At 60.6% G+C, this 26,621-nt stretch carries 23 protein-coding genes and 1 pseudogene; 14 read left to right on the top strand and 10 right to left on the bottom strand.

Going from position 1 to position 26,621, the window contains the following annotated elements; translation table 11 throughout:
- Positions 1-73: 73 nt before the first annotated feature.
- From hrpA to PspCFBP13528_RS13055, 4 genes are all read left to right on the top strand, one after another.
- Positions 74-3,985, top strand: a complete 3,912-nt coding sequence (gene hrpA / locus PspCFBP13528_RS13070) for an ATP-dependent RNA helicase HrpA (RefSeq protein WP_137200357.1) — start codon at positions 74-76, stop codon at positions 3,983-3,985.
- A gap of 506 nt (positions 3,986-4,491) precedes the next feature.
- The gene (locus PspCFBP13528_RS13065) at positions 4,492-5,613 is read left to right on the top strand and encodes a beta-ketoacyl-ACP synthase III (protein WP_065949768.1); all 1,122 of its coding nucleotides are present in this window, start codon (positions 4,492-4,494) and stop codon (positions 5,611-5,613) included.
- Between the two features lie 119 nt (positions 5,614-5,732).
- Positions 5,733-6,347, top strand: a complete 615-nt coding sequence (locus PspCFBP13528_RS13060) for an RNA polymerase sigma factor (protein WP_065949767.1) — start codon at positions 5,733-5,735, stop codon at positions 6,345-6,347.
- Positions 6,341-6,574, top strand: a complete 234-nt coding sequence (locus PspCFBP13528_RS13055) for a zf-HC2 domain-containing protein (protein ID WP_065949766.1) — start codon at positions 6,341-6,343, stop codon at positions 6,572-6,574. Before PspCFBP13528_RS13060 ends, PspCFBP13528_RS13055 begins: the two co-directional genes overlap by 7 nt.
- 103 nt (positions 6,575-6,677) lie before the next feature.
- On the opposite strand, the gene PspCFBP13528_RS13050 is transcribed toward PspCFBP13528_RS13055, so the two are convergent.
- Entirely contained in the window at positions 6,678-8,000 is a 1,323-nt protein-coding gene (locus PspCFBP13528_RS13050) for a putative porin (protein WP_065949765.1), read from the bottom strand.
- A 286-nt stretch (positions 8,001-8,286) separates the two neighbouring features.
- On the opposite strand from PspCFBP13528_RS13050, the gene PspCFBP13528_RS13045 reads away from it, so the two are divergent.
- From PspCFBP13528_RS13045 to PspCFBP13528_RS13035, 3 genes are all read left to right on the top strand, one after another.
- The gene (locus PspCFBP13528_RS13045; RefSeq protein WP_137200356.1) at positions 8,287-9,411 is read left to right on the top strand and encodes a GNAT family N-acetyltransferase; all 1,125 of its coding nucleotides are present in this window, start codon (positions 8,287-8,289) and stop codon (positions 9,409-9,411) included.
- A 77-nt stretch (positions 9,412-9,488) separates the two neighbouring features.
- Positions 9,489-9,767, top strand: coding sequence for a BrnT family toxin (locus tag PspCFBP13528_RS13040; protein ID WP_065949763.1), 279 nt, complete (start codon positions 9,489-9,491; stop codon positions 9,765-9,767).
- Positions 9,745-9,993, top strand: a complete 249-nt coding sequence (locus tag PspCFBP13528_RS13035) for a BrnA antitoxin family protein (RefSeq protein WP_065887908.1) — start codon at positions 9,745-9,747, stop codon at positions 9,991-9,993. Before PspCFBP13528_RS13040 ends, PspCFBP13528_RS13035 begins: the two co-directional genes overlap by 23 nt.
- 204 nt (positions 9,994-10,197) lie before the next feature.
- Here the strand turns inward: PspCFBP13528_RS13035 and PspCFBP13528_RS13030 are convergent, their stop codons facing one another.
- From PspCFBP13528_RS13030 to PspCFBP13528_RS13015, 4 genes and pseudogenes are all read right to left on the bottom strand, one after another.
- On the bottom strand, positions 10,198-12,030 hold the full coding sequence (locus PspCFBP13528_RS13030) for an ABC transporter ATP-binding protein (protein WP_065949762.1): 1,833 nt from the start codon (positions 12,028-12,030) through the stop codon (positions 10,198-10,200).
- Positions 12,031-12,112: 82 nt separating this feature from the next.
- Positions 12,113-12,676, bottom strand: a complete 564-nt coding sequence (locus PspCFBP13528_RS13025; RefSeq protein WP_065949761.1) for a peptidylprolyl isomerase — start codon at positions 12,674-12,676, stop codon at positions 12,113-12,115.
- A gap of 3 nt (positions 12,677-12,679) precedes the next feature.
- Positions 12,680-12,904, bottom strand: a pseudogene (locus PspCFBP13528_RS13020) (alpha/beta hydrolase); the annotation flags it as partial.
- A 63-nt stretch (positions 12,905-12,967) separates the two neighbouring features.
- Positions 12,968-13,891 (bottom strand): LysR family transcriptional regulator, encoded by a 924-nt coding sequence (locus PspCFBP13528_RS13015; protein ID WP_065949760.1) that lies wholly within the window; start codon positions 13,889-13,891, stop codon positions 12,968-12,970.
- A 49-nt stretch (positions 13,892-13,940) separates the two neighbouring features.
- Between PspCFBP13528_RS13015 and PspCFBP13528_RS13010 the strand changes: the two genes are divergently transcribed.
- From PspCFBP13528_RS13010 to PspCFBP13528_RS12995, 4 genes are all read left to right on the top strand, one after another.
- The gene (locus PspCFBP13528_RS13010; RefSeq protein ID WP_065949759.1) at positions 13,941-14,255 is read left to right on the top strand and encodes a 3-phosphoglycerate kinase; all 315 of its coding nucleotides are present in this window, start codon (positions 13,941-13,943) and stop codon (positions 14,253-14,255) included.
- A 150-nt stretch (positions 14,256-14,405) separates the two neighbouring features.
- Positions 14,406-15,005 (top strand): FMN-dependent NADH-azoreductase, encoded by a 600-nt coding sequence (locus tag PspCFBP13528_RS13005; protein ID WP_065949758.1) that lies wholly within the window; start codon positions 14,406-14,408, stop codon positions 15,003-15,005.
- Positions 15,006-15,208: 203 nt separating this feature from the next.
- Positions 15,209-16,069, top strand: a complete 861-nt coding sequence (locus PspCFBP13528_RS13000) for a carboxylate/amino acid/amine transporter (RefSeq protein WP_137200355.1) — start codon at positions 15,209-15,211, stop codon at positions 16,067-16,069.
- 81 nt (positions 16,070-16,150) lie between these two features.
- A complete protein-coding gene (locus PspCFBP13528_RS12995) occupies positions 16,151-16,567 on the top strand; it encodes an Lrp/AsnC family transcriptional regulator (protein ID WP_065949756.1) in 417 nt (138 codons plus the stop codon).
- Between the two features lie 36 nt (positions 16,568-16,603).
- Here PspCFBP13528_RS12995 and PspCFBP13528_RS12990 read toward each other — a convergent pair whose 3' ends face one another.
- The 5 genes from PspCFBP13528_RS12990 to PspCFBP13528_RS12970 are packed head-to-tail and all read right to left on the bottom strand — an operon-like array spanning position 16,604 to position 21,414.
- Positions 16,604-17,287, bottom strand: a complete 684-nt coding sequence (locus PspCFBP13528_RS12990; protein WP_065949755.1) for a phenylalanine--tRNA ligase beta subunit-related protein — start codon at positions 17,285-17,287, stop codon at positions 16,604-16,606.
- A gap of 4 nt (positions 17,288-17,291) precedes the next feature.
- Entirely contained in the window at positions 17,292-18,518 is a 1,227-nt protein-coding gene (locus tag PspCFBP13528_RS12985; RefSeq protein WP_241669086.1) for an ATP-grasp domain-containing protein, read from the bottom strand.
- Positions 18,519-18,521: 3 nt separating this feature from the next.
- Complete coding sequence (locus PspCFBP13528_RS12980; RefSeq protein WP_065949753.1) at positions 18,522-19,703, bottom strand: MFS transporter; 1,182 nt, start codon at positions 19,701-19,703, stop codon at positions 18,522-18,524.
- 5 nt (positions 19,704-19,708) lie between these two features.
- Positions 19,709-20,023 carry a Rieske 2Fe-2S domain-containing protein gene (locus PspCFBP13528_RS12975; RefSeq protein ID WP_065949752.1) on the bottom strand — a complete coding sequence of 105 codons (315 nt, stop codon included), beginning with the start codon at positions 20,021-20,023 and terminating at the stop codon, positions 19,709-19,711.
- 11 nt (positions 20,024-20,034) lie between these two features.
- Entirely contained in the window at positions 20,035-21,414 is a 1,380-nt protein-coding gene (locus PspCFBP13528_RS12970) for an iron-containing redox enzyme family protein (protein WP_241669085.1), read from the bottom strand.
- A gap of 645 nt (positions 21,415-22,059) precedes the next feature.
- Here PspCFBP13528_RS12970 and PspCFBP13528_RS12965 point away from each other — a divergent pair.
- From PspCFBP13528_RS12965 to PspCFBP13528_RS12955, 3 genes are all read left to right on the top strand, one after another.
- Entirely contained in the window at positions 22,060-22,791 is a 732-nt protein-coding gene (locus PspCFBP13528_RS12965) for an alpha/beta fold hydrolase (RefSeq protein ID WP_065949751.1), read from the top strand.
- On the top strand, positions 22,778-23,602 hold the full coding sequence (locus PspCFBP13528_RS12960) for an SDR family oxidoreductase (RefSeq protein ID WP_065949750.1): 825 nt from the start codon (positions 22,778-22,780) through the stop codon (positions 23,600-23,602). Before PspCFBP13528_RS12965 ends, PspCFBP13528_RS12960 begins: the two co-directional genes overlap by 14 nt.
- 72 nt (positions 23,603-23,674) lie before the next feature.
- A complete protein-coding gene (locus tag PspCFBP13528_RS12955) occupies positions 23,675-26,620 on the top strand; it encodes an amino acid adenylation domain-containing protein (RefSeq protein ID WP_206666794.1) in 2,946 nt (981 codons plus the stop codon).
- Position 26,621 lies beyond the last annotated feature (1 nt).

Here is a 26,621-nt window from a genome sequence, read left to right as displayed (position 1 = left end):
TGCGACAATTGCCGCCTTACGATCATGTCACCGCAGGCTCACCTGCCTCACTATAAAGACCTTTGCGTACCTGATGACTGACCAAGCCCCCACCCTCGACCAACTGCTCGACACCCTCGATCACGCCATGCTCGCCGACCGCCACCGTTTGCGCCGGCAGTTGCTTGAGCTGCGCAAAAAGCCCGACGAGCAAAAGCTGGCGCAGTGGGTGGCGCGCATGCAGGCGTCCTGCGCCCAGGTCACGGCGCGGCGTGCGAGCCTGCCGGTGATTCGTTACGACGACAGCCTGCCGATTGCGGCCAAGCGTGACGAGATCAAGGCTGCGCTGAACAAGCATCAGGTGCTGATCATTGCCGGCGAAACCGGCTCGGGTAAAACCACCCAGTTGCCGAAAATCTGCCTGGAAATCGGCCGTGGCCAATACGGCCTGATCGGCCATACCCAGCCACGCCGGATCGCCGCGCGCAGCGTTGCCAGCCGTGTCGCCGAAGAATTGGCCACGCCGCTCGGCGCGTTGGTCGGCTATCAGGTGCGCTTCGAGGACCAGAGCGATTCCAATACGCTGATCAAGCTGATGACCGACGGTATCCTGCTGGCGGAAACCCAGAACGACCGGTACCTGGAACGCTATGACACGATCATCGTCGACGAAGCCCATGAGCGCAGCCTGAACATCGACTTCCTGCTCGGTTACCTCAAGACGCTGTTGCCGCGCCGGCCCGACCTGAAAGTCATCATTACCTCGGCCACCATCGACCTTGAACGTTTCTCCAAACACTTCGACGATGCGCCGATTGTCGAGGTCTCGGGCCGCACGTTCCCGGTCGACACCTGGTACCGCCCGCTGACGCTGGAGCAGGATGAGGAGGGCAACCGCGTCGAGGACGACCTCACCGTCGACCAGGCAATCCTCGCCACCCTCGATGAAATCGCCGCCTATGAGCGCAGCGAACGGCGCAGCCCCGGCGATGTGCTGGTGTTCCTGCCCGGCGAACGCGAGATTCGCGACGCCGCCGAGATGCTGCGCAAGGCCCAGCTCAAGCACACTGAAATCCTGCCGCTGTATGCACGCCTGTCACCGGCCGAGCAACAGCGCATTTTCCAATCGCACCCGGGCCGCCGCGTGGTACTGGCGACCAACGTCGCGGAAACCTCGTTGACGGTGCCGGGCATTCGTTATGTGATCGACAGCGGCACCGCGCGCATCAGCCGCTACAGCTACCGCGCCAAGGTGCAGCGCTTGCCGATCGAAGCGATCTCCCAGGCCAGCGCCAACCAGCGTAAAGGCCGTTGCGGCCGGGTCGAGCCGGGCATCTGCATTCGGTTGTACAGCGAAGAAGACTTTATCGGGCGCCCGGAATTTACCGACCCTGAAATCCTGCGCACCAACCTGGCGGCGGTGATCCTGCAGATGCTGCACCTGCGCCTGGGCGAAATCACCGACTTTCCGTTTATCGAACCGCCGGATGGCAAGGCCATCAGCGACGGTTTCAACCTGCTGCAAGAGCTGTCGGCGGTGGACCGCAACAGCCAGCTCACACCGTTGGGCCGCCAGCTGGCGCGCCTGCCGGTGGACCCGCGCATGGGCCGCATGCTGCTCGAAGCCGCCAAACTGGGCAGCTTGCAGGAAGTGCTGATCGTGGCCAGCGCCATGTCGATCCAGGACCCGCGCGAGCGTCCGCCGGAGCGCCAGCAGGCCGCCGACCAGGCCCATGCGCAGTGGAAAGACCCGGATTCGGACTTCGCCGGGCTGGTCAATCTGTGGCGCGGCTTTGAAGAGCAGCGCCAGGCACTGACCGCCAGCCCGCTGCGCAACTGGTGTCGAAAGAACTTCCTCAACTACCTGCGCCTGCGCGAATGGCGCGACTCCCATCGCCAGTTGAGCCTGATCTGCCGCGACATGCAGTTGACGATCAACAAGGAACCGGCCGACTTCCCGAAATTGCACAAGGCGGTGCTGTCCGGCTTGCTCAGCCAGATCGGCCAGAAGACCGAGGACGGCGACTACCTGGGCGCGCGTCAGCGGCGCTTCTGGATTCATCCCTCCTCGGGCATCGGCAAGAAACGTCCGCAATGGCTGATGACTGCTGAACTGGTGGAAACCACCAAGCTGTATGCGCGCATGGTGGCCAAGATCGACGCCGACTGGATCGAACCGCTGGCCGGGCACTTGATCAAGAAAAACCATTTCGAACCGCATTGGGAGAAAAAGCGCGGCCAGGTGGTGGCGTTTGAACAGATCACCTTGTTCGGGCTGATCGTGGTCGGACGCCGGCCGGTGCATTACGGGCCGATCGATCCGGCGGTGTCGCGCGAGCTGTTTATCCGTGAAGGCCTGGTGCGTGGGGAAATCCAGTCCCGCGCCAAGTGCCTTGCGGCCAACCAGCAACTGCTGGAGCAGCTCGACGAACTGGAAGCCAAGGCGCGCCGACGTGACATCCTGGCCGATGAGGAAACCCTCTATGCCTTCTACGATGCGCGCCTGCCGGCAGAGATCCACCAGACGGCGACCTTCGACAGCTGGTACAAGGTCAACAGCCAGAAAGACCCGCAACTGCTGATCATGCGCGAGGAAGACGTACTGGCCCGCGAAGCCAGTGAAGTCACCGCCGCGCATTACCCGGACACCTTGCACCTGGGCGACCTGGCCCTGGCCTTGAGTTACCACTTCGAGCCCAACCACCCGCGTGACGGCGTCACCCTGCGTGTGCCGGCGCCGCTGTTGCCGGCATTGCCGGCCGAGCGCCTGGAATGGCTGGTGCCGGGGGTGATCGAAGCCAAGTGCATCGCGCTGGTGCGCAACTTGCCCAAGGCGCTGCGCAAGAACTTTGTGCCGGTGCCGGATTTCGTCAAGGCGGCGCTGCAGCGCATCGAGTTTGGCCAGGGCTCGCTGCCCCAGGCGCTGGGCCGCGAATTGCTGCGCATGACCGGTGCGCGGGTCAGCGATGAAGCCTGGGCCGAGGCGGCGCAGCAGGTGGAAAACCATCTGAAGATGAACCTGGAAGTGGTTGATGGCCAGGGCAAATTCCTCGGCGAAGGCCGTGACCTGGCGCAGCTGACGGCGCGTTTCGCCGAGGCCAGCCAGGCGGCGCTGGCGGTACCGCAAACCGCAAAAAGCCAGCAACCGGTAGAAGCCAAGGTGTTCGCACCCGTGGCGGAGAAGACCCAGCAAAACATCGCCGGCCTGTCGATGACGGTCTACCCGGCGCTGGTGGAAGAAAACGGCACGGTCAAGGAGGGGCGTTTCTCCACGGCCGCCGAGGCCGAATTCCAGCACCGCCGTGCCTTGCAACGCCTGCTCATGCAGCAACTGGCGGAACCGGCGAAATTCCTGCGCGGCAAATTGCCGGGGCTGACCGAGTTGGGCCTGATGTATCGCGAACTGGGGCGCATCGATGCACTGGTCGAAGATATCCTGCTCGCCAGTCTCGACACCTGCGTACTGGAAGGCGAAACCAATCTACCGCGCGATGGCGCCGGGCTGGCCGCGCTGGCCGAGCGCAAGCGTGGCGGCTGGACCGAGCACGCCGAGCGTCTGGCGCGCCTGACCCTGGAAGTGCTGAAACTCTGGCATGGCCTGCAAAAACGCTTCAAAGGCAAGATCGACCTGGCCCAGGCAGTGGCCTTGAACGATATCAAGCAGCAGTTGAGTCATCTGGTGTACCCGGGTTTTGTGCGCGAAACTCCGGCGCAGTGGTTCAAGGAGCTGCCGCGTTACCTCAAGGCCATTGAGTTGCGCCTGGAAAAACTGCCGAGCCAGGTGCAGAAGGACCGTGTGTGGAGCACCGAACTGAGCGGCCTGTGGGCCCAGTACCAGAACCGCCTGAACAAGCACGCCCAGGAAGGCAAGCGCGATCCTCAGCTGGAACTGTATCGCTGGTGGCTGGAGGAATATCGGGTGTCGCTGTTCGGCCAGCAGTTGGGTACCAAGGTGCCCATATCCGACAAGCGATTGAGCAAGCAATGGAGCCAGGTAGAGCCTTGAGGGCTGCCCAGTTTCCCAAGTGAGCAGCGATCAAAGGTGGGAGGGGGCCTGCCCCCGATGACTGAGTGTCAGCCACTGATGTCTTGACTGATACACCGCCATCGGGGGCAAGCCCCCTCCCACATTGTGAGCTGTGTGCAGCCGGACTATCGAGGAAATTTCCGACAAGGATTTGGGTCCAGTACCGCAGCAAGCAACTGGTAACACGGTCCCACTGTGGGAGGGGGCTTGCCCCCGATGACTGAGTGTCAGCCACTGATGCCTTGACTGATACACCGCCATCGGGAGCAAGCCTCCTCCCACATTTAAGGGTGTCTGTCCGGGAAGTGGCGCCAAACCCCAGTGTTTGTGGCAAACTTCGCGCCCATAAATGCCGGAATCGTCGTAGCAGCGACGTGATGGAATAAAGCATTGCCAGTTTGATGCCCGCTGGATGGAATCAAACGACCTACAGTTTGGTACGACGGTACCAATATCTTCTGCCTGACAGATTTAGAGGAACGACCGTGCATAACGTCGTCATCAGCGGCACTGGCCTGTACACCCCGGCCAACAGCATCTCCAACGAAGAGCTGGTGCAGTCTTTCAATACCTATGTGCAGCAGTTCAACAGCGAAAACGCCGCGGCCATCGAGCGCGGCGACGTGCAGGCGCTGACGGAGTCCAGTGCGGCATTCATTGAAAAAGCCTCGGGCATCAAGAGCCGCTTCGTGATGGACAAGGATGGCATTCTTGACCCGCAGCGCATGGCCCCACGCTTGCCCGAGCGCAGCAACGACGAATGGTCGGTGCTCTGCCAGATGGCCGTCGGCGCGGCCGAACAGGCCCTGCAACGCGCCGGCAAGACCGCCGCCGACATCGATGGCGTGATCGTCGCCTGTTCCAACCTGCAGCGTGCCTACCCGGCCATCGCCATCGAGGTGCAGGAAGCCCTGGGTATCCAGGGCTTCGGGTTTGACATGAACGTGGCGTGTTCCTCGGCCACCTTCGGTATCCAGAATGCCGCCAACAGCATCCAGCTGGGCCAGGCCCGGGCGATCCTGATGGTCAACCCGGAAGTCTGCACCGGCCACCTGAATTTCCGTGACCGCGACAGCCACTTCATCTTCGGCGATGCCGCCACGGCGGTGATCCTCGAGCGTGCCGACCTGGCGACCTCCGAGCACCAGTTCGACGTGGTGAGCACCAAGCTGCTGACCCAGTTCTCCAACAACATCCGCAACAACTTCGGTTTCCTCAACCGCACCGCGGAAGAGGGCGTCGGCGCGCCGGACAAACTGTTCGTGCAGGAAGGCCGCAAGGTGTTCCGCGATGTCTGCCCGATGGTGGCCGAATTGATTGGCGCGCACCTGGCAGAAAACCAGCTGGGCGTCACGGATGTGAAGCGCTTCTGGCTGCACCAGGCCAACCTGAGCATGAACCACTTGATCGTGAAGAAACTGCTGGGGCGCGAGGCTTCGGTGGAAGAAGCGCCGGTGATCCTCGATACCTACGCCAATACCAGTTCGGCAGGCTCGGTGATTGCGTTTCACACCTATCAGGATGACCTGCCCAAGGGCGCTGTTGCCGTACTCAGCTCTTTCGGCGCCGGGTATTCGATTGGCAGTGTGATCCTGCGTAAACGCTGATTGCGCGGCCGGACGCGGGGAAATGTGGGAGCTGGCTTGCCTGCGAAGGCATCGGCTCGGTGTGCCTTAATCATCGCTCCTGCGTTGAGCGTATTTCCAAGGCGAGATTGAGGTAAACGATGGCGGCAGCGGACGACACGCATCTGCTTGAACGCCTGCTCAAGGGCGAGCAGCGGGCCTACAAGGAGTTGGTCACCACGTACCAGAGTGCGATGCGGGCGGTGGCCTATGCCATCGTCGGCCAGCGGCATGCCGATGAAGTGGTGCAGGATGCCTGGCTGTCAGTGGTACGCAGCCTCGCCAGGTTCGAAGGGCGCTCCAGCCTGAAGACCTGGTTGCTGACCATCACCGCGAACGCCGCCAAGGGCCGCTACAAGCAAAATCGTCGGGAAGTGTTGCTTGACGACTTGCCTTCTCCCCATGGAACCATCGGTGATGAACGCTTTACGCCTGACGATGGACACTGGGCCGTAGCGCCGTATGCCTGGCACCAGGACACCCCGGAAGCCTTGCTGACCGAAGAGGAATTGCGCGACTGCCTGGAGCACACGCTTCTGAGCCTGTCCCAATTGCAAAGCAGCGTGCTGGTGCTGCGTGAGCGCCAGGGCCTGGAGCTGGAAGAAATCTGTAATCTTCTGACGCTCTCGCTCTCCAATGTGCGTGTGTTGTTGCACCGGGCACGGCTTAAAGTCTTTGCCACAGTGGAGCACTTTGAGGAAACGGGCGAATGTTGACGTGTAAGGAACAAGTGGCACGTTCCAGTGACTACCTCGATGGGCAATTGACCTTTCGTGAGCGTCTGCTGGTGCGTCATCACTTGATGTTCTGCCCCAACTGCCGACGATTTATCCGTCAGATGCGCCTGATGCAGGCTACGTTGCGGATCATGCCGGACGAGCCGGTGCAGGATGCGGATGCGCTGGCCGAGCGACTCGCGGCCCAGCGGCGTAAAGATGTGTAGGCGCGAGCTGGCTCGCGAAAGACGTCAACGATAGCGCGGGTAGCCTGGATAACCGCGCTGCCTGTTCGTCCTTCGCGAGCCAGCTCGCGCCTACAGGGTGAGGTTAGAACTTGGCTTCAGCATCCAGCTGCAGGGTGTTGGTGTTGGCATCACGCTGGGTACGGCTGGCGTAGTCAGCCTTGGTCAGGAAGTACGTGGCGCCCAGGGCGAAGTTCTTGTCGATGTCGTAGCTGACCTTCATCTTGTGACCGCGCGAACCGGTGGTGCCGTTGGCGAAGTCCGAATCGGTGAAGGCGCCTACCACTGCGTCACGTTGCGTATCGCGGTAGTTGTAGTCCAGGTTGAAGCCGAACACCTTGGACTTGGCACCCACCAACCAGGCGGTGTCCTGGTCGGTCACGGCATCGTTGTTTTTCACGTATTGGCCGTAGAAGGCCAACGGCACTGCCAGGCCGCCGATGTCGGCTTGGGCAAACCCTTCGTACAGACGGAATTCACCGTTGGCCGAGTTGCCGTTGACCGCCAGTGCGCAAGGCGTGGTGGTGGTCGTGCAGCGGCTGTCCTTGTCGTTCTGGTAGGCGTAGACACTGCCGCCCAGGGTCATTTTCAGGTTGTCGGTCAGCGAGAAACGCGTGCCCAACTGGCCGGATGTCAGACGCAGGTCGTGGCGAAATTGCACGCCGTCGCCGTCGACGTTGTCCTTGAGGTTGTAGTTGCCCAGGCTGCCGAACAATTCGGCACTGCTGCCCAATGGGTATTTGTAGGTGACGGCCAGGCCTTCCGGGTTGATGTCGCTGTCCCAGATCACATCGCCCATGCTCACCCACGGTTGCAGCATCTTGCCGCCGATCACGTGCAGGTTCTTGATCTGGTCCGGGTGGTAGTCGATATAGCCGAGGTCCAGCCAGATCGATTTCTTATCGAAGTAACCATCCTGGTCCTGGTTGGTGGAACGCGCATCGTCGCCGCCGCCGGTGGCGATACGGATACCGGTGTCCACTTGCGGGTTGATCTCGGTGTAGGCACCCAGGCGCGCGCGGATACGTTGACGGTCCTTGTCACGCCCGCCGTTGTTGGGCTCGCCATCGATCTTGATGGTTTCCTGGCGAAAGCGCACATCGCCCTTGAACTGAGTCTTGGCGGCCCACGCCAGCTTCTGGTCGAAGCTGCTCAGCTCGTTGGTCTTTTTCGCGGTGGCCGCGATCTGTTCGTTGGTTTCCTGTTGGGCCTGGCGTGCGATCTGCTGTTCTTTCTGGTCCTTGGCCAACTCGTTCTGCAATTCGGTGTACTGCGAAGCGGTGATCTGGCCGTTGGCCTTGAGCATGTCGAGCAACTTAGCGTCGACTGCAGCGCTGGCCGGAACGCTCAGGGCCAGCAACAGGCCGCCGCACAGGACCGCCGCAGTTTTAGTGGAAGCAAGACGCATATCAATCTCCGAAAGTGAGGAGGGGTAACAAACCCTCCAGGACACAACCGACCGATGACGGACGGAAAAAAGGCCACCTGGCAAACCCGGGTGCTCTAAAAACAGGCGTCAGTATCGCGACGGTTTATGACGGAGTAGTGGCCAAGTGATTTCATCTCCATGACAATTCGTTTGCCCACGGAACTATTGATTTCGAGTTGTGTCGTGGGTTTTTTCGGGGTGTGCACACGGCTGTGATAGGCGATACTCGCCAGGCTTTCACGCCCAAGACACAGAGAAGATGCCAATGCCGCTGCAACGCCTGGACAGCCTGTCCGACATCACCCCGCAGGCCTGGGATGCCCTGGCGCCGCAGGCCCAGCCGTTCGTGCGGCATGCGTTCCTGAGCGCACTGGAAGACAGTGCCAGCCTGGGGCCCCATTCGGGCTGGCGACCGGAGCACTTGCTGCATTGGGAAGGTGAGCGGCTGGTGGCGGCATTGCCCGGTTATCGCAAGTGGCATTCCTACGGCGAGTACGTGTTCGATCACGGCTGGGCCGACGCCTGCGCGCGCGCCGGCATCGACTACTACCCCAAGCTGCTGACGGCCGTGCCGTTCAGTCCGGTCAGCGGTCCGAGGTTGTTGGCCGCCAATGCCGAGGACGGCTTCGAACTGCTGAACAGCCTGCCCGGTTACCTGGAAATCGAAGGGCTGTCGAGCGCCCATATCAATTTCACCGACGCGCTGGCCGATGACGCACTGGCCCGGCAACCCGGCTGGTTGCAGCGCCTGGGCTGCCAATTCCATTGGCAGAATCGGGGCTACCGCGACTTCCAGGACTTTCTCGATGCCCTGAGTTCACGCAAGCGTAAACAGATGCGCAAAGAGCGCGAACAGGTGGCGGGGCAGGGCATTGAGTTCGAGTGGTTACAGGGCCATCAGTTGAGCGAAGCCCAGTGGGATTTTGTCTACGCCTGTTACGCCAACACCTACGCGGTACGCCGCCAGTCGCCCTACCTGACCCGGGCGTTTTTCAGCCTGCTGGCCGAGCGTATGCCCGAGGCGATTCGCGTGGTCCTGGCCAAACAGGGCTCACGCCCGGTGGCCATGGCGTTCAGCCTGATCGGCGGTGACAGCTTCTACGGCCGCTATTGGGGCTGTCTGGCGGAGTTCGACCGGCTGCATTTCGAGACCTGTTTCTACCAGGGCATGGACTACGCCATCGCCCACGGCCTGCAACGCTTCGATGCCGGCGCTCAAGGCGAGCACAAATTGATTCGTGGCTTTGAGCCGGTGATTACCCGTTCGTGGCATTACCTGCGCCATCCGGGCTTGAAAAACGCCGTGGAGGATTTCCTCGAGCGCGAGCGGGTGGGCATTCTGGCGTATGCCGAAGAGGCGAGGTCGGCGCTGCCCTATCGGCAGGCCTGAGCCACCGGTCTGGCAGAACTGGTCAAAGAAGCTGAAATCGCTATCCTGTATGTACAAAAGTACATACAGAGCGTGCCATGCATTTTGAGTGGGATGATTCAAAAAATAAGGCCAACATTGCTAAGCACGGCATCGATTTCAACGACGTTCCGGATATCTTCAGACATCCAATGCTGGCCTTGCGCGATGATCGAGCGGATTATGACGAAGAGCGTTGGATCAGTATTGGCTGGATCAAATTATTGATTGGTGTTGTCGTATACACCGAACGGCGTGGCGATGTTATCCGTATCATTTCCGCCCGAAAAGCAACCAAGAAGGAGGCCAAATATTATGACGCAAACATCGAAAACTGATTGGGAGCGCCTGGCCAAGATGAGTGATAAAGATATTGATACCAGTGAAATTCCTGAACTGGATGCTGAGTTTTTTCGACGTGCTGAACTGCGTGTTCCTGTGAAGCAGGCGGTCACCATTCGACTTGATGCCGATGTTTTAGAGTGGTTCAAAGGTCAAGGCACTGGCTACCAGACCCGTATTAACCAGCTTTTGCGCCAATACATGCAGGCTCATCAAGGCTGATCAACACGTTAAAAAGGTCGGCGCTGCCCTATCGGCAGGCCTGACCGTAAGATCGTTCCCACGCTCTGCGTGGGAATGCCGCCTTGGACGCTCTGCGTCCGCTTTTGAAGTCGTGACGCAGAGCGTCACAGGATGCATTCCCACGCGGAGCGGGGGAACGATCAAGGCCCGCTCTTATTTTGAGTCGTGTGGGTCTCGATACCTTCAATCGATGCCAACAAACCCACCCGTCTGGTGCTGCCACAACCGCGCATACAGCCCGCCATGGGCCAGCAATTGGGCGTGGCTGCCGCTTTCGGCGATCTGGCCTTTCTCCAGTACGACCAGACGGTCCATCCGCGCGATGGTCGAGAGTCGATGCGCGATCGCAATCACGGTCTTGCCCTGCATCAGGGTTTCCAGGCTCTCCTGGATCGCGGCTTCCACTTCGGAGTCGAGTGCCGAGGTGGCTTCGTCCATGATCAGGATCGGCGCATCCTTGAGCAGCACGCGGGCGATGGCGATCCGTTGGCGCTGGCCGCCGGAGAGTTTCACCCCACGCTCGCCCACATGGGCATCCAGCCCGGTACGGCCTTCGGAGTCCGACAGCAGCGGGATAAACTCGTCGGCGCGCGCCTTGTGCACGGCGGCCCAGAGTTCTTCGTCGCAGGCCTGCGGCTTGCCATACAGCAAGTTGTCGCGGATCGAGCGGTGCAGCAGCGAGGTGTCCTGGGTGATCATGCCGATCTGCGCGCGCAGGCTTTCCTGGGCGACTTCGGCGATGTCCTGGCCGTCGATCAGGATGCGCCCGCCCTGCAGGTCGTAGAGGCGCAGCAGCAGGTTGACCAGCGTCGACTTGCCCGCACCGGACGGGCCGATCAGGCCGATCTTTTCCCCGGCCCTGATCTCGAGGTTCAGGCCGCCAATGATCCCGCTCCGCTTGCCGTAGTGGAAATCCACCTGCTCGAAGCGCACCAGGCCATGGGGCACTGTCAGGCGCGGGGCGTCGGCGCGGTCGACCACCGCAAGCGGCTGGGCGATGGTCTTGAGGCCATCCTGCACGATACCGATGTTTTCGAAAATGCCGTTGACCACCCACATGATCCAGCCGGACATATTGACGATGCGAATCACCAGGCCGGTGGCCAGGGCAATGGCGCCGACGGAAATCAGCGACTGCGTCCACAGCCACAGGGCCAGGCCGGTGGTGGTGACGATCAGCAGGCCGTTCAGGACGGTGATGACCGCGTCCATGCTGGTGAGCACGCGCGCCGCCAGTTGGGTTTTCTCGGTTTGCTCGACAATCGCTTCCTTGGCGTATTCCTGCTCATTCTGCGTATGGGCAAACAGCTTCAAGGTGGTGATGTTGGTGTAGCCGTCGACGATGCGCCCCATGAGTTTGGAGCGCGCTTCGGAAGAGATCACCGAACGCTCCTTGACCCGCGGCACGAAGTAACGCAATGCCAGGCAGTAGCAGACGATCCAGATGATCAACGGAATCATCAGCCGCCAGTCGGCCTCGGCAAACAACACCAGCGAGGTGATGGCATAGATCGACACGTGCCAGATGGCTTCCGCTGTTGCCACCGCAGAGTCACGCAACGAGTTGCCGGTTTGCATGATGCGTTGGGCAATCCGCCCGGCGAAATCATTCTGGAAGAAATTCAGGCTCTGCTTGAGCACATAGCTGTGGTTCTGCCAGCGGATCAGGCTGGTCATGCCGGGGTTGATGGTCTGGTGCACCAGCAAGTCATGCAGGCTGTTGAAAATCGGCCGCAGCAGCAGGGCGACCACTGCCATCCAGATCAGCTCGGTGCTGTGCACCTGGAAGAAATTCGCGGGCGGCGTGCCCTGGGCCAGGTCGATGATGCGGCTCAGGTAGCTGAACAGCGCGACCTCGATCAGCGCACCGATCAGGCCCACCACCAACAGCGCGGCAAAACACGGCCACACCTGGCGCAGGTAGTAGAGGTAGAAGGGCAGGACGTTGTCGGGCGGGGCTTCGCTTGGGGGGGCGCGAAAAATATCGATCAGTTTTTCAAAACGACGATAGAGCATTAGGCTTGACGCCCGCCGTGCGGGCTCTCCTTTCAAATGCGCACGTCGCCTTGTGGGCAACGTGCGGAAGTTCCTGCAGACCTCAGTCGATGCGCTTGGCCGACTTGATCAGGACAGGATCGATTGGCACGTTCTGCATGCCTTGCTTGGTGGTGGTCTGGGAATTGACGATGATATCGACCACGTCCATGCCCTTGACCACCTTGGCGAATACCGCGTAACCGGCATCGCGACCCGGGTCGAGGAAGGCATTGTCGGCCACGTTGATGAAGAACTGGCTGGTGGCCGAGTTCGGGTCATTGGTGCGGGCCATGGACAAGGTGCCGCGCACGTTATGCAGGCCGTTGCTGGCTTCGTTCTTGATCGGTGCTTCGGTCGGCTTTTGCGACATTTGCTGGGTAAACCCGCCGCCCTGGACCATGAAGCCCGGGATCACACGGTGAAAAATCGTGTTGGTGTAGAAGCCCTTGTCGACATAGGCGAGGAAATTCTTCGTGCTGATCGGCGCCTTGACCGGGTCGAGTTCGATTTCAATGTCGCCATTGGTGGTGGAGATCAATACGTGGGGCGCCTTGGCGGGCTCGGCCGCCATCAGGTTGGCAGCGAACAGAACGGAACCGGCAAGGAAGGCGATTTTTTTCAGCATGGGTCAGTGATCCTGGGTAGTGGTGTTGACGGTCTTTGGAAAATCGAGCAGGGTGGCGTCAAAGACTTCGGGTTGATCCAAGGGCGTGGCGTGGTGGACATTTTCAAACACCACCAGTCGCGCGTTGGGCAGCAGTTTTACATAGTTTTCTTTCTGCGCCACGGGTGAGTCGTCGTGGTCGGCGTTGATGACCTGGGTTGGACAGGTGATTCTGGAACGTTGTTCCTGTCGCCACAGCCCACATTGCGTCGAGCTTGCGCGATTGAACGCCGCTCATGGGTGGACTCCGTTTCAGGCTTGCCGAGGGGCCGCGAAGGGTGCGTCCAGCGCAGCGGTATCAAAGGTGCGCAGCAATTCCACGAGAATCTGCGTCGCCGGCCCCAGGGGTTTGTCCTTGTTCGAATACAAATAGAACGTGGGGTGGCGGCTGCCGCCCTGTTCCAGCGGCAGTTGCTTGAGCAGGCCTTCGGCGAGTTCGCGTTCGATCATGTGCCGGGGCAACCAGGCAAACCCCAGGCCGCTGCCCACGAACGCGGCGGCGGTGGCCAGGCTGCCGACGGTCCAGCGCTGTTCGGCGCCGAGCCAACCCACGTCGCGCGGTTGCTGGCGGCCGGAGTCGCGGATGACCACCTGCATCTGGCTTTCCAGGTCCTGGAAGCTCAACTCGCGGTTCATGCGGTGCAGCGCATGCTCGGGATGGGCCACGGCGATGAATTCCACATCGCTCATTTCGGTGCCCAGGTAACCGGGAATGCTGAAGCCGCAGATCGCCAGGTCAGCCACGCCTTCTATCAAGAGCTCCTCGACCCCGGACAACACCTCCTCGCGCAAGCGTACCCGGCAGCCTCGGCTCTGCGGCATGAAGGCGGTCAGGGCGCGTACCAGGCGCGCGTTGGGGTAGGCCGCATCCACGACCAGCCGCACTTCGGCCTCCCAGCCTTGTTCCATATGGTGGGCCAGATCTTCCAGTTGACTGGCATTCTTCACCAGTTGCCGCGAGCGGCGCAGCAGCACTTCACCCGCATCGGTGAGTACCGCCTTGCGTCCGTCGATGCGCAGCAGCGGCACGCCGAGTTGGTCCTGCATGCGCGCCACGGTGTAGCTCACCGAGGACTGCGAACGGTGCAGCGCTTCGGCCGCCTGGGCGAAGCCGCCATGGTCGACCACGGCCTGCAACGTGCGCCATTGATCAAGGGTCACGCGGGGCGCTTTCAAGATGAGCTCCTCTTGTCCTAAGCTGGCGGTCCTTATTGGAGACTGCCGAATGAGAAAATTGTGTTGTGTGTTGCTGGCGCTGCTGCCGATGAGCGCATTTGCCTACCCCATCGACGTGACGAAAAAGATCGACGGTGTAAGCATCGACTACACCGCGTCCGATGTGGACGGCGATATCAGCTCGATTCAGCTCAATAACTACGGTACCCAGGATGCGCTGTGTTCTGTCATCTTTACCAACGGCCCGGAAGCGCCGCGTCGTCGCACCGTCACCGTACCCGCAGGCAAAAGCACCCACACCACGGTCAAGTTCAACCGCGCGATCATCAAGATGCGAATCGCCCTGGCGTGCGCACCGAAATAAAGCGAGCGCGGAGCGCACTGTAGGCATACTCCGCTTATAAACAAATTTATAGATGGGTTATAGCAGTTTTTTGCGCTTTTTAATCGAAGTGGCCATGGTTAATCTTTTTTCCATCGACTCACAGCATTTACCGATGGAGCCTACATAGCCATGTCCAACGTTCTGATCATCGAAAGCAGCGCCCGCCAGCAGGATTCGATTTCCCGCCAACTCACCCAGCAGTTCATCAGCCAGTGGCAGGCTATTCACCCAGGCGATCAGATCAGCGTGCGCGACGTGGCGCTCAACCCGGTACCTCACCTGGACGCGAACCTGCTGGGCGGCTGGATGAAACCTGCCGAACAGCGCAGCCCGGTCGAACAGGCTTCCCTGGACCGCTCCAACGAATTGACCGACGAACTGCTCGCCGCCGACGTGCTGGTGATGGCGGCGCCGATGTACAACTTCGCCATCCCCAGCACCCTCAAGGCCTGGCTGGACCATGTGTTGCGCGCCGGGGTGACCTTCAAATACACCGCCACCGGGCCGCAGGGTTTGCTGACCGGCAAGCGCGCCATCGTGCTCACCGCCCGTGGCGGCATTCACACCGGTGCTGCCTCGGACCATCAGGAACCGTATCTGCGCCAGGTCATGGCCTTTATCGGGATTCATGACGTCACCTTCATTCATGCCGAAGGGGTGAACCTGAGCGGTGATTTCCAGGAAAAAGGTATCAACCATGCCAAAGCCCTGCTCGCGCAGGTGGCTTGATCCTTTAATCGCCAGATAATCCCCCGGTGTTTATCTAGCCCCACGCAATCCCTTCAAGTACGCGTACCGAACCTCCCTTTGCACTTTTTGCTCCTGAGTGCTCCTGCCCGACTGCCGCTTCAGCGAGGTCGGGTTTTTTTTGTCTCGAGTTTCTTCAAGCATCGAAAAGCTTTAATGTCGCGCCCATTCGAAACGAGGCGCACATGGGCTATCTACTGGTTGTCACCCTGATTCAGGCATTTTCCTTCAGCTTGATCGGCGAATACCTCGCCGGTCACGTCGACAGCTACTTCGCAGTACTGGTGCGTGTGGTACTGGCCGGGTTGATCTTTATTCCACTGACCCGCTGGCGCTCGGTGGCACCGGCATTCATGCGCGGCATGCTGGTCATCGGTGCGCTGCAGTTCGGCGTGACCTACGTGTGCCTGTATCTGAGCTTTCGCGTACTGACGGTGCCGGAGGTGTTGCTGTTCACGATCCTTACACCGTTGCACGTGACCCTGATCGAAGACGCGCTCAACCGGCGGTTCAATCCCTGGGCACTGGTCGCGGCACTGGTGGCGGTGGCGGGGGCGGCGGTGATTCGCTTCGACCAGATCACCCCGAACTTCCTGATGGGCTTTGTGCTGCTGCAACTGGCCAATTTCACCTACGCCGCCGGGCAACTCCTGTACAAGCATCTGGTGGCACGCTATCCGAGCGATCAGCCGCACTACCGACGCTTCGGTTATTTCTACCTGGGCGCCTTGCTGGTGGTGTTGCCCGCGTTCCTGCTGTTCGGCAAGGCGGATTTCCTGCCCCAGGCGCCGCTGCAATGGGGTGTGCTGGTGTTCCTGGGGGTGATCAGTACCGCGCTGGGCATGTACTGGTGGAACAAGGGGGCGTGCCTGGTCAATGGCGGCACCCTCGCGGTGATGAACAACCTGCATGTGCCGGTGGGGCTGCTGCTGAACTTGCTGATCTGGAACCAGCATGAGCCGCTGGGAAGGCTGGCCCTGGGCGGTTTGGTGATTCTGGGGGCGGTGTGGGTCAGTCGATTGGGTATTAAGCCGCGTCTGGCGTAGAGTCTGCGACCTGAAGGTGCCAGTGATGTGTGAGCGGTAATGAAAGTGTGTTATCGAAAGGAACAGTGTGGGGGTGGCAGAGTGGACAAGGTCGATGAGCTGATAATTGCTGCCTTGAAGGACGACTCCCGAGTCAGCCTTGCGGAACTGGCGCGCCAGGTTCACAAGTCTCGAACCGCCGTGGAGTCGCGGGTTCAAAAACTGATCGAAAAGGGCATCATCCTGCGCTTCACCATCAACGTCGCTGAGGGTGATGAGACCCAGCAATCGGCATTTTTGATGCTCAAGCTCAACGGTAGCAGCTGCCACTTGGTGTTTCCGAAGATCTACCAGTATCGCGAGGTAGTGCAGGCCTATTCATTGTTTGGCGACGTGGACATGATGCTCGAGGTGCGCTACCGCAATTTTGAAGAGTTGATGGTGTTCAAGGAGAGCCTGCTCAAGATCGAGCATGTGAATGAGGTGGTGGTCAATCCGGTGCTCAAGGCCTGGCGCTAGGCCGCTGCCGTCCGCGACGGCAGCAGCTGCGCCCGATCAGGCTGACGCGTGGTCGTGGAAGGTTTCGAGAAAGTAGTGATTCAGGGCCGGCATTGTCTGGCGCAGGGTGTCCACGAATTCTGCGATGACCGTCTGGTTGAATTCGAACGTGGTGTCGTCATGCCCCAGTACCACCACCAGCAGGCTGGACGATGCGTTCGTCAGTCTGAAGTCATGGGCATCGGCATCGACTTTGCCGATGCTCGCCAAGGGCACGTCGCCGCAGGTATAGACGATGTCGCCCGCGGGGATCATGACGTCCTTCTTGGCAAACAACGGGCGGAAGGCCCGCGGTGCCGGCGAGCGCATGACATGGATATCGTCCCGCTGATGATAGGTGTGTACACCTATGCTGACGCCGTGTCGGATCGCCACGGCGTTATAGGCATCGACGACGTTATTGATGGGGCGCACACCGTTGGCGATGAAGCGCCGCAGCAGTTTTTCGTTGGCGCTGACCGTGTTGGTGTAGCCGAGCTTTTCAAGCTGCCGGGCAAACCCTTCGTAAACGGGATTGGCGTCCAGTTCATTGAGGTGTGAGGCCACATGATTCAAGTTGCTCTGCAAGAGACTGACGAAGCTCTGGTCGTCAGACACGCTGATGTTTTCGACAACGGCGGCGCACGCGTTATTGAGGCCCAGGTCCAGGGCTGACTGTTGAATGATCAAACGACTTTTCATGCCCTTAGCTCCATAGCTTATTGCGCAGAAGTTGCGTGCTGGCATCCAGCTGTTGCAGGCTTGGGTGCTGCAACCAGAACAGCCCCGGGCAGGTGGCGAAGTCGATCGTGACCGGCGTGGTATCGCCCGGGCTGAGGAAGAAGCGATGACCGCAATAGGTTTCATCCAGCATTGCGCTCTGCAGCGCCTGTGGTGAAGGCGCGGTAAAGGTGCGGCGTTCGTCGGAACAGAAAAAGCCGATACGACCATGGCTGATCTCGCGTGCGGCACCGGCCGGCGGGCGAGGCCGGCCGAGGTAGCTGTCGATGGCCAGCGATAACAGGTCCGGCTGGTACACCTGTTGGAACAGCAGCGGGGCGATACCGCCATGCAAACGCCCGCCCGCTTCAATCATCACCGGACCGGTGTCGGACCAGATGATTTCCATGTGAATCGGGCCGATCTCGATGCTCAGGGCCGCCGCTGCCTGACGCGCGTAGTCGATCAGAGGTTGCAGCTCTTGCGCCTGCGGATCGAGGGTGTCCAGGCTTTCATAGACAAACTTGCTGCCGTTTTTGTGGATCTTGGTGTATTTGCACACCGTGGCGATGGTGTACTCGCCATCAAAGGCGACCATGTCCACCACGTACTCCGGGCCCGACACGAACGGCTGTACGATAAACCCGAGGTTGAACTCCCCAAGGTCGTTTTTCTGCCGCCAGGCCGCGTTGTTCAAGGCGGTTTCCACTTCGTGCTTGCCCTGGGCGAATACCACGCCTTCGGTGGCGGCCGAATTCAATGGCTTGACCACGTAGGTGGCCGCGTCCTCCAACGAGTCGACGACTTCCCGGATGCGGGTTGGCGAACTCAACAGTTGCGACGCAATGTTTGCCAATCCGTGTTTCTTGAGCGCTTGCTGCATGGAAAACTTGTTGCGCCGCAGGTCGCTGGTGATGCGGCTGTTGCCCGCAATACGCAGCACTTCGGTGAGGTAATCGGTGAGATAGATCGCGGTCTCGCAGCCTGCGATCACCGCGCTCAATGACAGCGTCTCGAGGGTTTCCAGCAGGCTCTCTTCCCAGTGGTAGACCTGTTCGAAATCTTCCCTGATCAGGTCATCGGTGAAGTGCCTGGGCAAGGTGTCGGCGGATATCACCGCGATACACTTCACGCCCTGGGCCTTGAACAACGGGGCGTAGAGTTTGCCGGTGGAGAACGGGTCGACGATCAGTACGGTTTGCAATTGAGGCATTCCTTATTCAAGGGTCGCGGTGGCCGGGACCGCCGGTGTGAGGTTCCACGCCAGCACGGCGGCGGCCAACAGGCCGGCGGAGACGATCATCAACACGCGCGCACCTTCCAGCCCGAGAAATCCTGCGGTGGTAAAAAACGTCAGGATCATGGGCGCCGAACCACTGACCAGCAGGTAATAGAGCGAACTTTTTGCAGCGATCACGTCGGCCACCCGAGCGTTGGGCGCCGACTCGATCAGGTTTTTACGCAATTGGATGCGCAGGCTGTTGATGCAAAAGCCCAGCAGGAACGCGGCCGCCATCATCACGTAGAGGTTCTGGAAATACACGATTGCCACATCGGCCAGCAGCACCAGCACGATGGCGCTGTAGCTGTTGAGCTTGATACGTGGCAGCACCGCCGCACTGAAGGCACCCAGGCCCGCCAGGCCGCTGGCCACGCCGAACAGGGTGGCGTTCCACTCATTGAGCTTTTGGAACACGATCGGCACCAGGCTGTTGAAGGCGCCGATATGGAACCCGATCATGCTTAACACGATGATCAGCACGTAAAGGTTTCGCGGCAGGTTCAGTGCCTGGGCGACAGGGCTGTCGCTGGCCTGCTCGGCGGTGTCGGCGCTGGGCGTGGCCTGCACGAAAAGGATCGCCGCCAGCGAGACAATCGCCGCCAGGCTGATGATCTGAAGGGTCTGGCTGACCGAAAACACGTCCACGATCACCCCGCCCAGCAGCGCGCCGCCAAAGGCACCGATCTGGATGGACGTTTGCATCAGCCGCGCCGAGGTGTCGCTGTCGGTCGCACCGGCCAACACCAGCTTGGTATTTTTCGACTCGAGGGTGCTGATGGTGAAATAGTCAGTGACACCGACCACAAACGCGATGGCCAGGAAGCCGATGGGCAACACGGCGGCGTTCGTGAACGACAGGCCAAGCACGGCGGCGAACGCGGTCAGGCGGATGTACAGCAGGCGTTTCATGCTCAGTTCAATGGTGAAAAACTTGCCGATGTATTGTTCGCACACATACGGCACTACGGTCGCCACGCACAGCGTGGCCCCCACCAGGAATGTCGAGCCGGTGGTTTCCAGGCCGAACCAGACCATGGCAATCACAATCGCCATGTCCAGGCCGGTAAACAGGGTCACGATCGAATAAAACGCTGTCAGTGTTGATTTAGTGGTCATAGGGGTCAGTCGTAACGAGAAAGTTTGAGTAAAGGCACACACCGCTCGGTGTCACCCACGACGGTACTGAACTGGTTCCTGACGCGAACGGTGGGTGGCGACTTCTTTTCCAGGTTGCACACCTTGTAAGCGTTGTCGTGCCACGGGCAGATCACACTTTGCCCGTCGCCTGTGGTTTCACCCATGTGCAAAGGGCCGCCGCGATGGGGGCAAGTGGTCGGCAGCAGTTGCGTCGAATAGGTGTGACGCTTGAGAAAATAGGTGGTGTTTTCCACGGCCACGTAGTTGGCGTCGGTAAGGTTCAGGCGGATAGCTTTCATGGGGTGCCTACTCAAAGTGCCGTGACGGTATAGGTGCAGGACGGGCTGACGACGCGGGTGCCATGCAGCATGCCCTTGGGAATCACCACGCCTTCCCCGGCCTTCAGGCGCACGCTGAGTTCGGGGCTTGCGACAAAATCCAGCTCGCCGGTTTCAACCCAGAACAGCTCGTCATTGGGGTGGGTGTGCGGCACCGAGAGTTCGTGCTCGGCCTCGGTAATGCGCAGGTCCACCGGCTTCAGGCCGTTTTGGGCGGCAGCCAGTGCACGGTGTTCATCCAGCTCGTCATGCCATTTGATATGGGCGTAAAGCTCTTCGTCGGCGATGTCCTGCAGCAACCTGAACTCTTCGAAACCGCGGACGAGGTCAGGAATGATCTTGCTGCCAAATTGCTTGATCATGGGCAGGATGAGGCGCTGCAGGGCCATTCTTCCGTGATGCACATCGATGTGTGAATGTTCATCGAAATAGTCGGTGGAGACGCTGTCGCCGAAAATGGCCTTGATGGCGCTCGACTGATGTTTGGTGGTGAGCGCCAGGGTGGCCTCGGTGTAATACATCGCGCCAATGTAGCGGAACAGCTCGCCGTGGTTGGCGGACACATAATGGAAGTAGTTGGTCAGCGACAAGGAACCTGCGGTGTAGAACTGCCAGTAATGGTGCACATGATGAGACATGCCCATGTCTTTGAGCATGTCTTCAAAAATGGTGCTGTGCTTCTTTTTATCGACGCCGTAGCCATATTCATCGATCAGGATCTTGAACAACTCGCTGGTGTACACACCGCAGTTGCCCAGCACATTACGCGCCATCGCCGACGCTTCACTGAGGAAATCGCCGGCGCATTGGGTCATGAAGAAACGCGCGGCACGTTCAGGGTTGCGGCTGGTGGTCAGTACCTTGTGCAACTTGGACTCGGAGTGCGCGACCTCCTCCAGGACTTTGTCGGTGTGGGCGACAAACGACTCCAGGCACCACGAACCGTTGATATGCACTTCTTGCTTGAGCCAGTCGTACAGATATTGCTCGAGCAACGGACGGATCTTCTTGCCGCTGGCAGCATGCTCGGGGTCGTAGAACTGTTTGAACGCCTTGAGATCGAGTTCCATGGGCGGTTTTGGCAGAAATACCAGGTCCTGCTCATAGATATTCAGTAACAAGCGTTGCGCCAATAGATGCTGGCTGTCTGAAAGTTGGTCGCTTGTCAGGCGAGTACTGATAATTACATCTGAAATATCCTGCGGCCGAGAAGGGCGCTGGAAAGGGCTGTTGGTATAAAAGCTGCGCGGCTGGGCAAAAGCCTGGGCACCACCGTAGTGCGTAAGCGCCTCGGCATCCGAACTGAGTGCGAAGTGTGGCGCATCATCTGACAGCTTAGTTGTCCATAACATAAGAAGTGCCTTTTGGCTGATTTGTTCGATGCCCAGATGCTATAGATTTGGTTTTTCTAAAAACAGATTGAAAATCGGGTGCGTAGATAGTGAATTTCACTAAACGCATAGGCGGAGTCTTCTTTGTCAGTTGGGTCAGTTGATTTTTTTCAGGGCGACGACTACACATGTTCGTCGGCTTTTTTCAGGCACGCCCAGGGTACCCGTCAATCGGCAGCAGGAAAGGAATCCAGGAGAAACGTCATGTATATCAGCCAGTTGAAGACAGAAGGCGTGTTTGATTTGGGTGAGGCCGAAGGTCAGCGCCGCGCCGTGCGCCGTGCTGCGACAGGTACTGATACCGACCCTTGAACGCGCAAAAAAACCTGGGGTCAGGCCGTCATTGAGTGTGCACTTCGCGCGCTCATTGCCTGGGACTTCAGGTTCGACGGCTCATTCGAGTCGTTTCGTTATTAGTTAACTCATTCATCGGCTGGCCGTGAGGCACGTCGACGTACGTGTGCCCGACAGTCAGTCGTCGGCGAGTGGGTTATTGCTGTTTGTCAGGGCCGATGGGGAGTTATTGGCGCGGTAAGGCTGATAGTTCAGATCGCCCGCAAGTTGTCATTTTAATTGTTGAGTTCAACTTTATAACCCAGGTGCGAAATGTCTAAAGTTCCATTGTTGTGTTTTCCGTTTGCGGGTGCCGGTCCTTCTGTTTTCCAACCCTGGAAGGCGTTGGCGGGTGAGCGGTTTGAGGTGTTACCGGTGACATTGCCTGGCCGCGAGCGGCGTTTCGTCGAGCCGGCCTATCGGTCGGTCAAGGCGGCGATCGAGGGCAGCCTGGCGCAAGTGCTCGAACTGCTGGCAGGGCGTAGCGAAGTGGTCATTTTCGGCCACAGCATGGGGGCCGTGCTGGCGTTTGAAATGGCGCGCAAACTCTGCGCAGTCACGTCGGTGAAGGTTGTGCACCTGGTGGTCAGCGGCTCGCCCGGCCCCCTGTGCCCGCGTGAGGCGAAGGCCACCGGCCTGAGCGATGACATGTTCCTGGCGCAGGTTGCCTCGTTCGCCGGTTACAACCATCCGGCGCTCAGCAACCCGGACATGCGCGCCATGCTGCTGCCGTCCCTGCGCGCCGACGTCGAGCTGCATGAAGGTTACCTGCCGGAATCGGACCAGCCGTTGCCGGTGCCTGTGCTGTCGATACGTGGCGTGGAAGATGACCTGGTCACTCGCGATCAGGCCGCGCAGTGGGCCAGCGCCACCAGCGTCGGCTTTACCGCCCTGGAGGTGGAAGGTGGGCACATGTACTTGAGCGAAAACCCCGAGGCCGTCTTGCAGGCGATCCACACCGTCCTGGCGGGCGTCACACCGGAGGCGGCTCATGCGGCTGGTTGACAAGACTGCAGTGATCACCGGCGCGGCCCGTGGGCTGGGGCGGGCGTGTGCGGTGCATTTTGCTGAACAGGGCGCCGACCTGGTGTTGCTGGACGTGGCTGCGGATATCGAAGGCGTCCCCTATGCGTTGGGCACGCTCAGCCAGTTGGACTACACCGCGCAGCTGTGCCGCGACCACGGCGTTTCGGTGCTGACGGCTCAAGTCGATGTGCGGCGCGGTGAGCAAATTGACGCGGCGATCGCCACGGCACTGGAGCGTTTTGGGCGGATTGATGTGCTGGTCAACAACGCCGGGATTGCCGCGCCGTCCGGGCAGATGATCCATGAGATTTCCGAAGAACAATGGCAACTGATGATTGACGTTGACCTGACCGGCGCCTGGCGAATGATCAAGGCGGTCGGGCACTGCATGGTGGCCCAGCGCAGCGGCAGCATCATCAATATCGCCTCCACCGCGGGCTTGGTGGGGTACCGCAACTTCGCCGGCTACGTCAGTGCCAAGCACGGCATTGTCGGCTTGACCAAGGCCGCAGCGCTGGACTTCGCGCCCTTCAAGGTGCGGGTCAACGCGCTCTGCCCAGGCTCGGTACGGGACGATCCCAAGGTGGAAGGCCGGATGCTGTCGGAGATTGCACGTTCACTCGAAGTGCCCACCGGCGAGCATGAAGAAATCTTCGTCCAGGCCCAGCCGATGAACGCCTTGATTGAGCCGCAGAGCATCGCCACGACAGCGATATGGCTGGCATCCGACGACGCGCGCCAGGTGACGGGCAGCGTGATTGCGGTCGACGGCGGTTTTACTGCCCGCTGATGGCAGGCGTCTTTCATCTCTTTGCAGGGCTCGCGGTGGTGCAGACCCCAGAGCAATAAGGGCAGGTTCAAAATGGATAGTTTACTTAGCACTGCGGTGGCGACTGAGCCTCAGTCTGTTCAGCGTTCCGTCCTGGTGGGCGCCAAGCGCCGCGATGGCGCCTATTGCCACGGTGTGCGTTACAGGGTCAGCGGCGTTTCTGATGTGACGCAGCTTCAACAGCATTATTCGCGTGTGGTGGCCCGCTATTTGCCCGATGGCAATACGCACGAGGCGCCGGTGGCCTACACCCTCTGGCATGAAACGGTTGCCGCGCAGTCCGGGGATGCCGTGGCGTTGCGCCGGGCCGAGGCGCAGTTGCGACAGCCACTTTCACCGTCGAGCCCTGCCGCGTTGCGGGCAGTGTTGCTGGAATACCAGGATAGCGTGTGCGACCTGATCCTGATCGCGCGTCGCGGCCAACTGGACCGGCGCTCGTTGTTGCTGCTGGGGGATGCCTTGCTGTGTGGCGGCGACCAGCCGCTGCAACCGCTGGCGCTCACGCAGGCCACCGGCTTGCCCGACGTGCAACGCCTGGAGGAAGAGCGTTTTGCCGCACCGGAATGGGCGCTGGGAGAGCCTGGCCAGGCGGCGCTGGTGTCACGTTTCCAACTGCCTCTGACGCCGCAGCAGACCGGCAGCGCCAGCAGTTGGCTGGCGGCGTTGGCGGTGACCCTGGGCCAATACGCCGAGGCGTTGCCCTGCGAGATCGCGACGCTGGTGCAGGACGACCAGCGCCCACCTTTCGCCATGGGCGCCTACGAGCGGCTGGTGCATGTGCCGATTGAGGCGCAGGGCACGTGTGCCGCATTGCAGGCCACTGTCGCGGCGCACCTGCCGCGTCTGGAGGACTTGCCGGCCGGGCCGCTCAAGGCTTTTGTGGCGGCCATGATTGCCCGCGATCCCGAGGCAGACCTGGCGCCCCTCAGCGACTATCAGTCGTCCTTGAGCCGCCTGTATTCGCTGCTGTTCGTGCGTGACCAGAATGCCCAGGGCGAGGCCTATCTTGAGTGCGCCTACCATTGCCAGTCGTTCAATGACGAGGTTATCCGGCACTTTGCGCGGTCACTGGTGCATGTTCATCAGCAAGTGCTCGAGCTGCCCGAGGCCCAGGTAAACAGCCTGTGCCTGCTCAGCGACACCCATGCGCTGCAGGTCGGTTCACTGGGCCGCACCGTCCAGGCTGAAGACCCGCTGCCGCGCATCGAGCAGCGCTTTGCCGAGCAGGCGCGTCTGCGTCCCCAGGCGCTGGCGCTGTCGTTTGAAGGGCAGCGCCTCACCTATGAAATGCTGGACCAGCAGAGCAGCCAGTGGGCCCATGTTTTGCGCGCCGAAGGCGTCGCGCAGGGGGATCTGGTCGGCGTCTGCCTGGAGCGCTCCCTGGAGCTGGTGGTCATGCTGCTCGCGCTGCTCAAGGCCGGTGCAACCTATGTACCGCTGGACCCGGCGTACCCGGCCGAAAGGCTGGCCTACACCGTGGACAATGCACGCATCGGCCTGGTCGTCAGCAGCCAGGCGCAGTTCCCAGGCCCGGTCCGGTTGCTCTCTGTGCAGGCAATTGTCGAGCGCAGCGTTGATTATCCGCCCGTCGCGCCTGTGCACACCGGCGACTCGCAGGCGCCTGCTTATGTCATCTACACCTCCGGTTCCACCGGCAAGCCCAAAGGTGTGGTGGTCCGCCACTGCAACCTGCTCAGCCTGCTCATCGGCACGCAGGACGACTTCAAGCTGTCCGCCTCCGATACCTGGACACTGTTCCACTCCAGTGCGTTTGATTTCTCCGTCTGGGAAATGTGGGGCTGCCTGCTGACCGGCGGGCATCTGGTGGTAGTGCCGTATTGGGTCTCCCGGTCGGCCCGGGAGTTTCACCAATTATTGGTGCGTGAGCGGGTCACGGTGCTGAATCAGACCCCGTCGGCTTTTTCGCAATTGATCGACGCCGACGAGCACAGCGACGAGGCCCTGGCCCTGCGCCTGGTGGTGTTTGGCGGCGAACCTCTGGACGCCGGGATGCTGGTGCGCTGGTTCGACCGTCACCCCGAGTCTGTATGCCGGATGGTGAACATGTTCGGTATCACCGAAACCACGGTGCATGTCACGGCGCAAACCATCACCCGTCGCGAGGCGCTCCAGGCCACCCGCTCGGTGGGACGACCCGTGGACGGCTGGCACGTTTACATCATGGACGAGGCGGGCCGCTTGCTGCCGCCAGGCGTGAGTGGCGAGATCTGTGTGGCCGGTGCCGGGGTAGCGCTGCACTACCTGAACCAGCCGCAACTGACCGCCGAGCGTTTTATCGAGGGGCCGGCCCACATTGGCCGACTCTATCGCAGCGGTGACAAAGGGCGCCTGCGTCCGGATGGGCGGCTGGAGCACCTTGGCCGCCTGGACAGCCAGATCAAATTGCGTGGTTTTCGTATCGAACTGGATGAGATCCGCTCGGTGCTGCTGCAAGTCAACGCGGTGGTCGCCGCTGCGGTGGTGCTCAATCAGGGTAAGCCAGGGGATGCGGCATCGGCGCGACTGGACGCCTACATCGTGCTCAACGGCGGCAGCGTGCAGGAGGTGCGCCAGCACGCCGGCAAGTTCCTGCCGGAGTACATGCTGCCGGCGACCTTCACCGTGCTGGATGTGCTGCCCCTGACCGCCAATGGCAAGCTCGATGCACGGGCCTTGCCGGCACCGGCCCTGCAAGGGCTCGCCGCTGCGCCGAGCAAGAAAGCAGGCGTGGTGGGGGATGACGTGACCCAGGCCCTGGTGGCGATCTGGGAGACGGTGCTCGGCGTTCCGGTGGCGCTGGACGACAACTTCTTCGAGCTGGGGGGCAACTCCCTGTACGCGGTGCGTATCGATGCTCTGTTGCGTGAGCAACAGTTGCCTTCGATTCCAATGCGCGAGATCTACATCCAGCAGACCGTGCGCAACCTCGTGGCGTTTCTGCAGGCCGCCGAGGGTGAGCCCTCGACTGCGGGGGTGTGAT

It is taken from the genome of Pseudomonas sp. CFBP13528 (genome assembly GCF_005233615.1).
In the GTDB taxonomy this organism is placed as follows: Bacteria; Pseudomonadota; Gammaproteobacteria; order Pseudomonadales; family Pseudomonadaceae; genus Aquipseudomonas; species Aquipseudomonas fluorescens_AM.
Note: the sequence above shows the minus strand (reverse complement) of the source record. Positions and strands in the feature narration are given on the sequence as shown.

Coding starts and splice junctions, on each gene's coding strand:
- hrpA (WP_137200357.1), top strand. CDS start 74: ATGACTGACCAAGCCCCCACCCTCGACCAACTGCTCGACACCCTCGAT.
- PspCFBP13528_RS13060 (WP_065949767.1), top strand. CDS start 5,733: ATGGCGGCAGCGGACGACACGCATCTGCTTGAACGCCTGCTCAAGGGC.
- PspCFBP13528_RS13055 (WP_065949766.1), top strand. CDS start 6,341: ATGTTGACGTGTAAGGAACAAGTGGCACGTTCCAGTGACTACCTCGAT.
- PspCFBP13528_RS13050 (WP_065949765.1), bottom strand. CDS start 8,000: ATGCGTCTTGCTTCCACTAAAACTGCGGCGGTCCTGTGCGGCGGCCTG.
- PspCFBP13528_RS13045 (WP_137200356.1), top strand. CDS start 8,287: ATGCCGCTGCAACGCCTGGACAGCCTGTCCGACATCACCCCGCAGGCC.
- PspCFBP13528_RS13040 (WP_065949763.1), top strand. CDS start 9,489: ATGCATTTTGAGTGGGATGATTCAAAAAATAAGGCCAACATTGCTAAG.
- PspCFBP13528_RS13035 (WP_065887908.1), top strand. CDS start 9,745: ATGACGCAAACATCGAAAACTGATTGGGAGCGCCTGGCCAAGATGAGT.
- PspCFBP13528_RS13030 (WP_065949762.1), bottom strand. CDS start 12,030: ATGCTCTATCGTCGTTTTGAAAAACTGATCGATATTTTTCGCGCCCCC.
- PspCFBP13528_RS13025 (WP_065949761.1), bottom strand. CDS start 12,676: ATGCTGAAAAAAATCGCCTTCCTTGCCGGTTCCGTTCTGTTCGCTGCC.
- PspCFBP13528_RS13010 (WP_065949759.1), top strand. CDS start 13,941: ATGAGAAAATTGTGTTGTGTGTTGCTGGCGCTGCTGCCGATGAGCGCA.
- PspCFBP13528_RS13005 (WP_065949758.1), top strand. CDS start 14,406: ATGTCCAACGTTCTGATCATCGAAAGCAGCGCCCGCCAGCAGGATTCG.
- PspCFBP13528_RS13000 (WP_137200355.1), top strand. CDS start 15,209: ATGGGCTATCTACTGGTTGTCACCCTGATTCAGGCATTTTCCTTCAGC.
- PspCFBP13528_RS12990 (WP_065949755.1), bottom strand. CDS start 17,287: ATGAAAAGTCGTTTGATCATTCAACAGTCAGCCCTGGACCTGGGCCTC.
- PspCFBP13528_RS12985 (WP_241669086.1), bottom strand. CDS start 18,518: ATGCCTCAATTGCAAACCGTACTGATCGTCGACCCGTTCTCCACCGGC.
- PspCFBP13528_RS12980 (WP_065949753.1), bottom strand. CDS start 19,703: ATGACCACTAAATCAACACTGACAGCGTTTTATTCGATCGTGACCCTG.
- PspCFBP13528_RS12975 (WP_065949752.1), bottom strand. CDS start 20,023: ATGAAAGCTATCCGCCTGAACCTTACCGACGCCAACTACGTGGCCGTG.
- PspCFBP13528_RS12970 (WP_241669085.1), bottom strand. CDS start 21,414: ATGTTATGGACAACTAAGCTGTCAGATGATGCGCCACACTTCGCACTC.
- PspCFBP13528_RS12965 (WP_065949751.1), top strand. CDS start 22,060: ATGTCTAAAGTTCCATTGTTGTGTTTTCCGTTTGCGGGTGCCGGTCCT.
- PspCFBP13528_RS12960 (WP_065949750.1), top strand. CDS start 22,778: ATGCGGCTGGTTGACAAGACTGCAGTGATCACCGGCGCGGCCCGTGGG.
- PspCFBP13528_RS12955 (WP_206666794.1), top strand. CDS start 23,675: ATGGATAGTTTACTTAGCACTGCGGTGGCGACTGAGCCTCAGTCTGTT.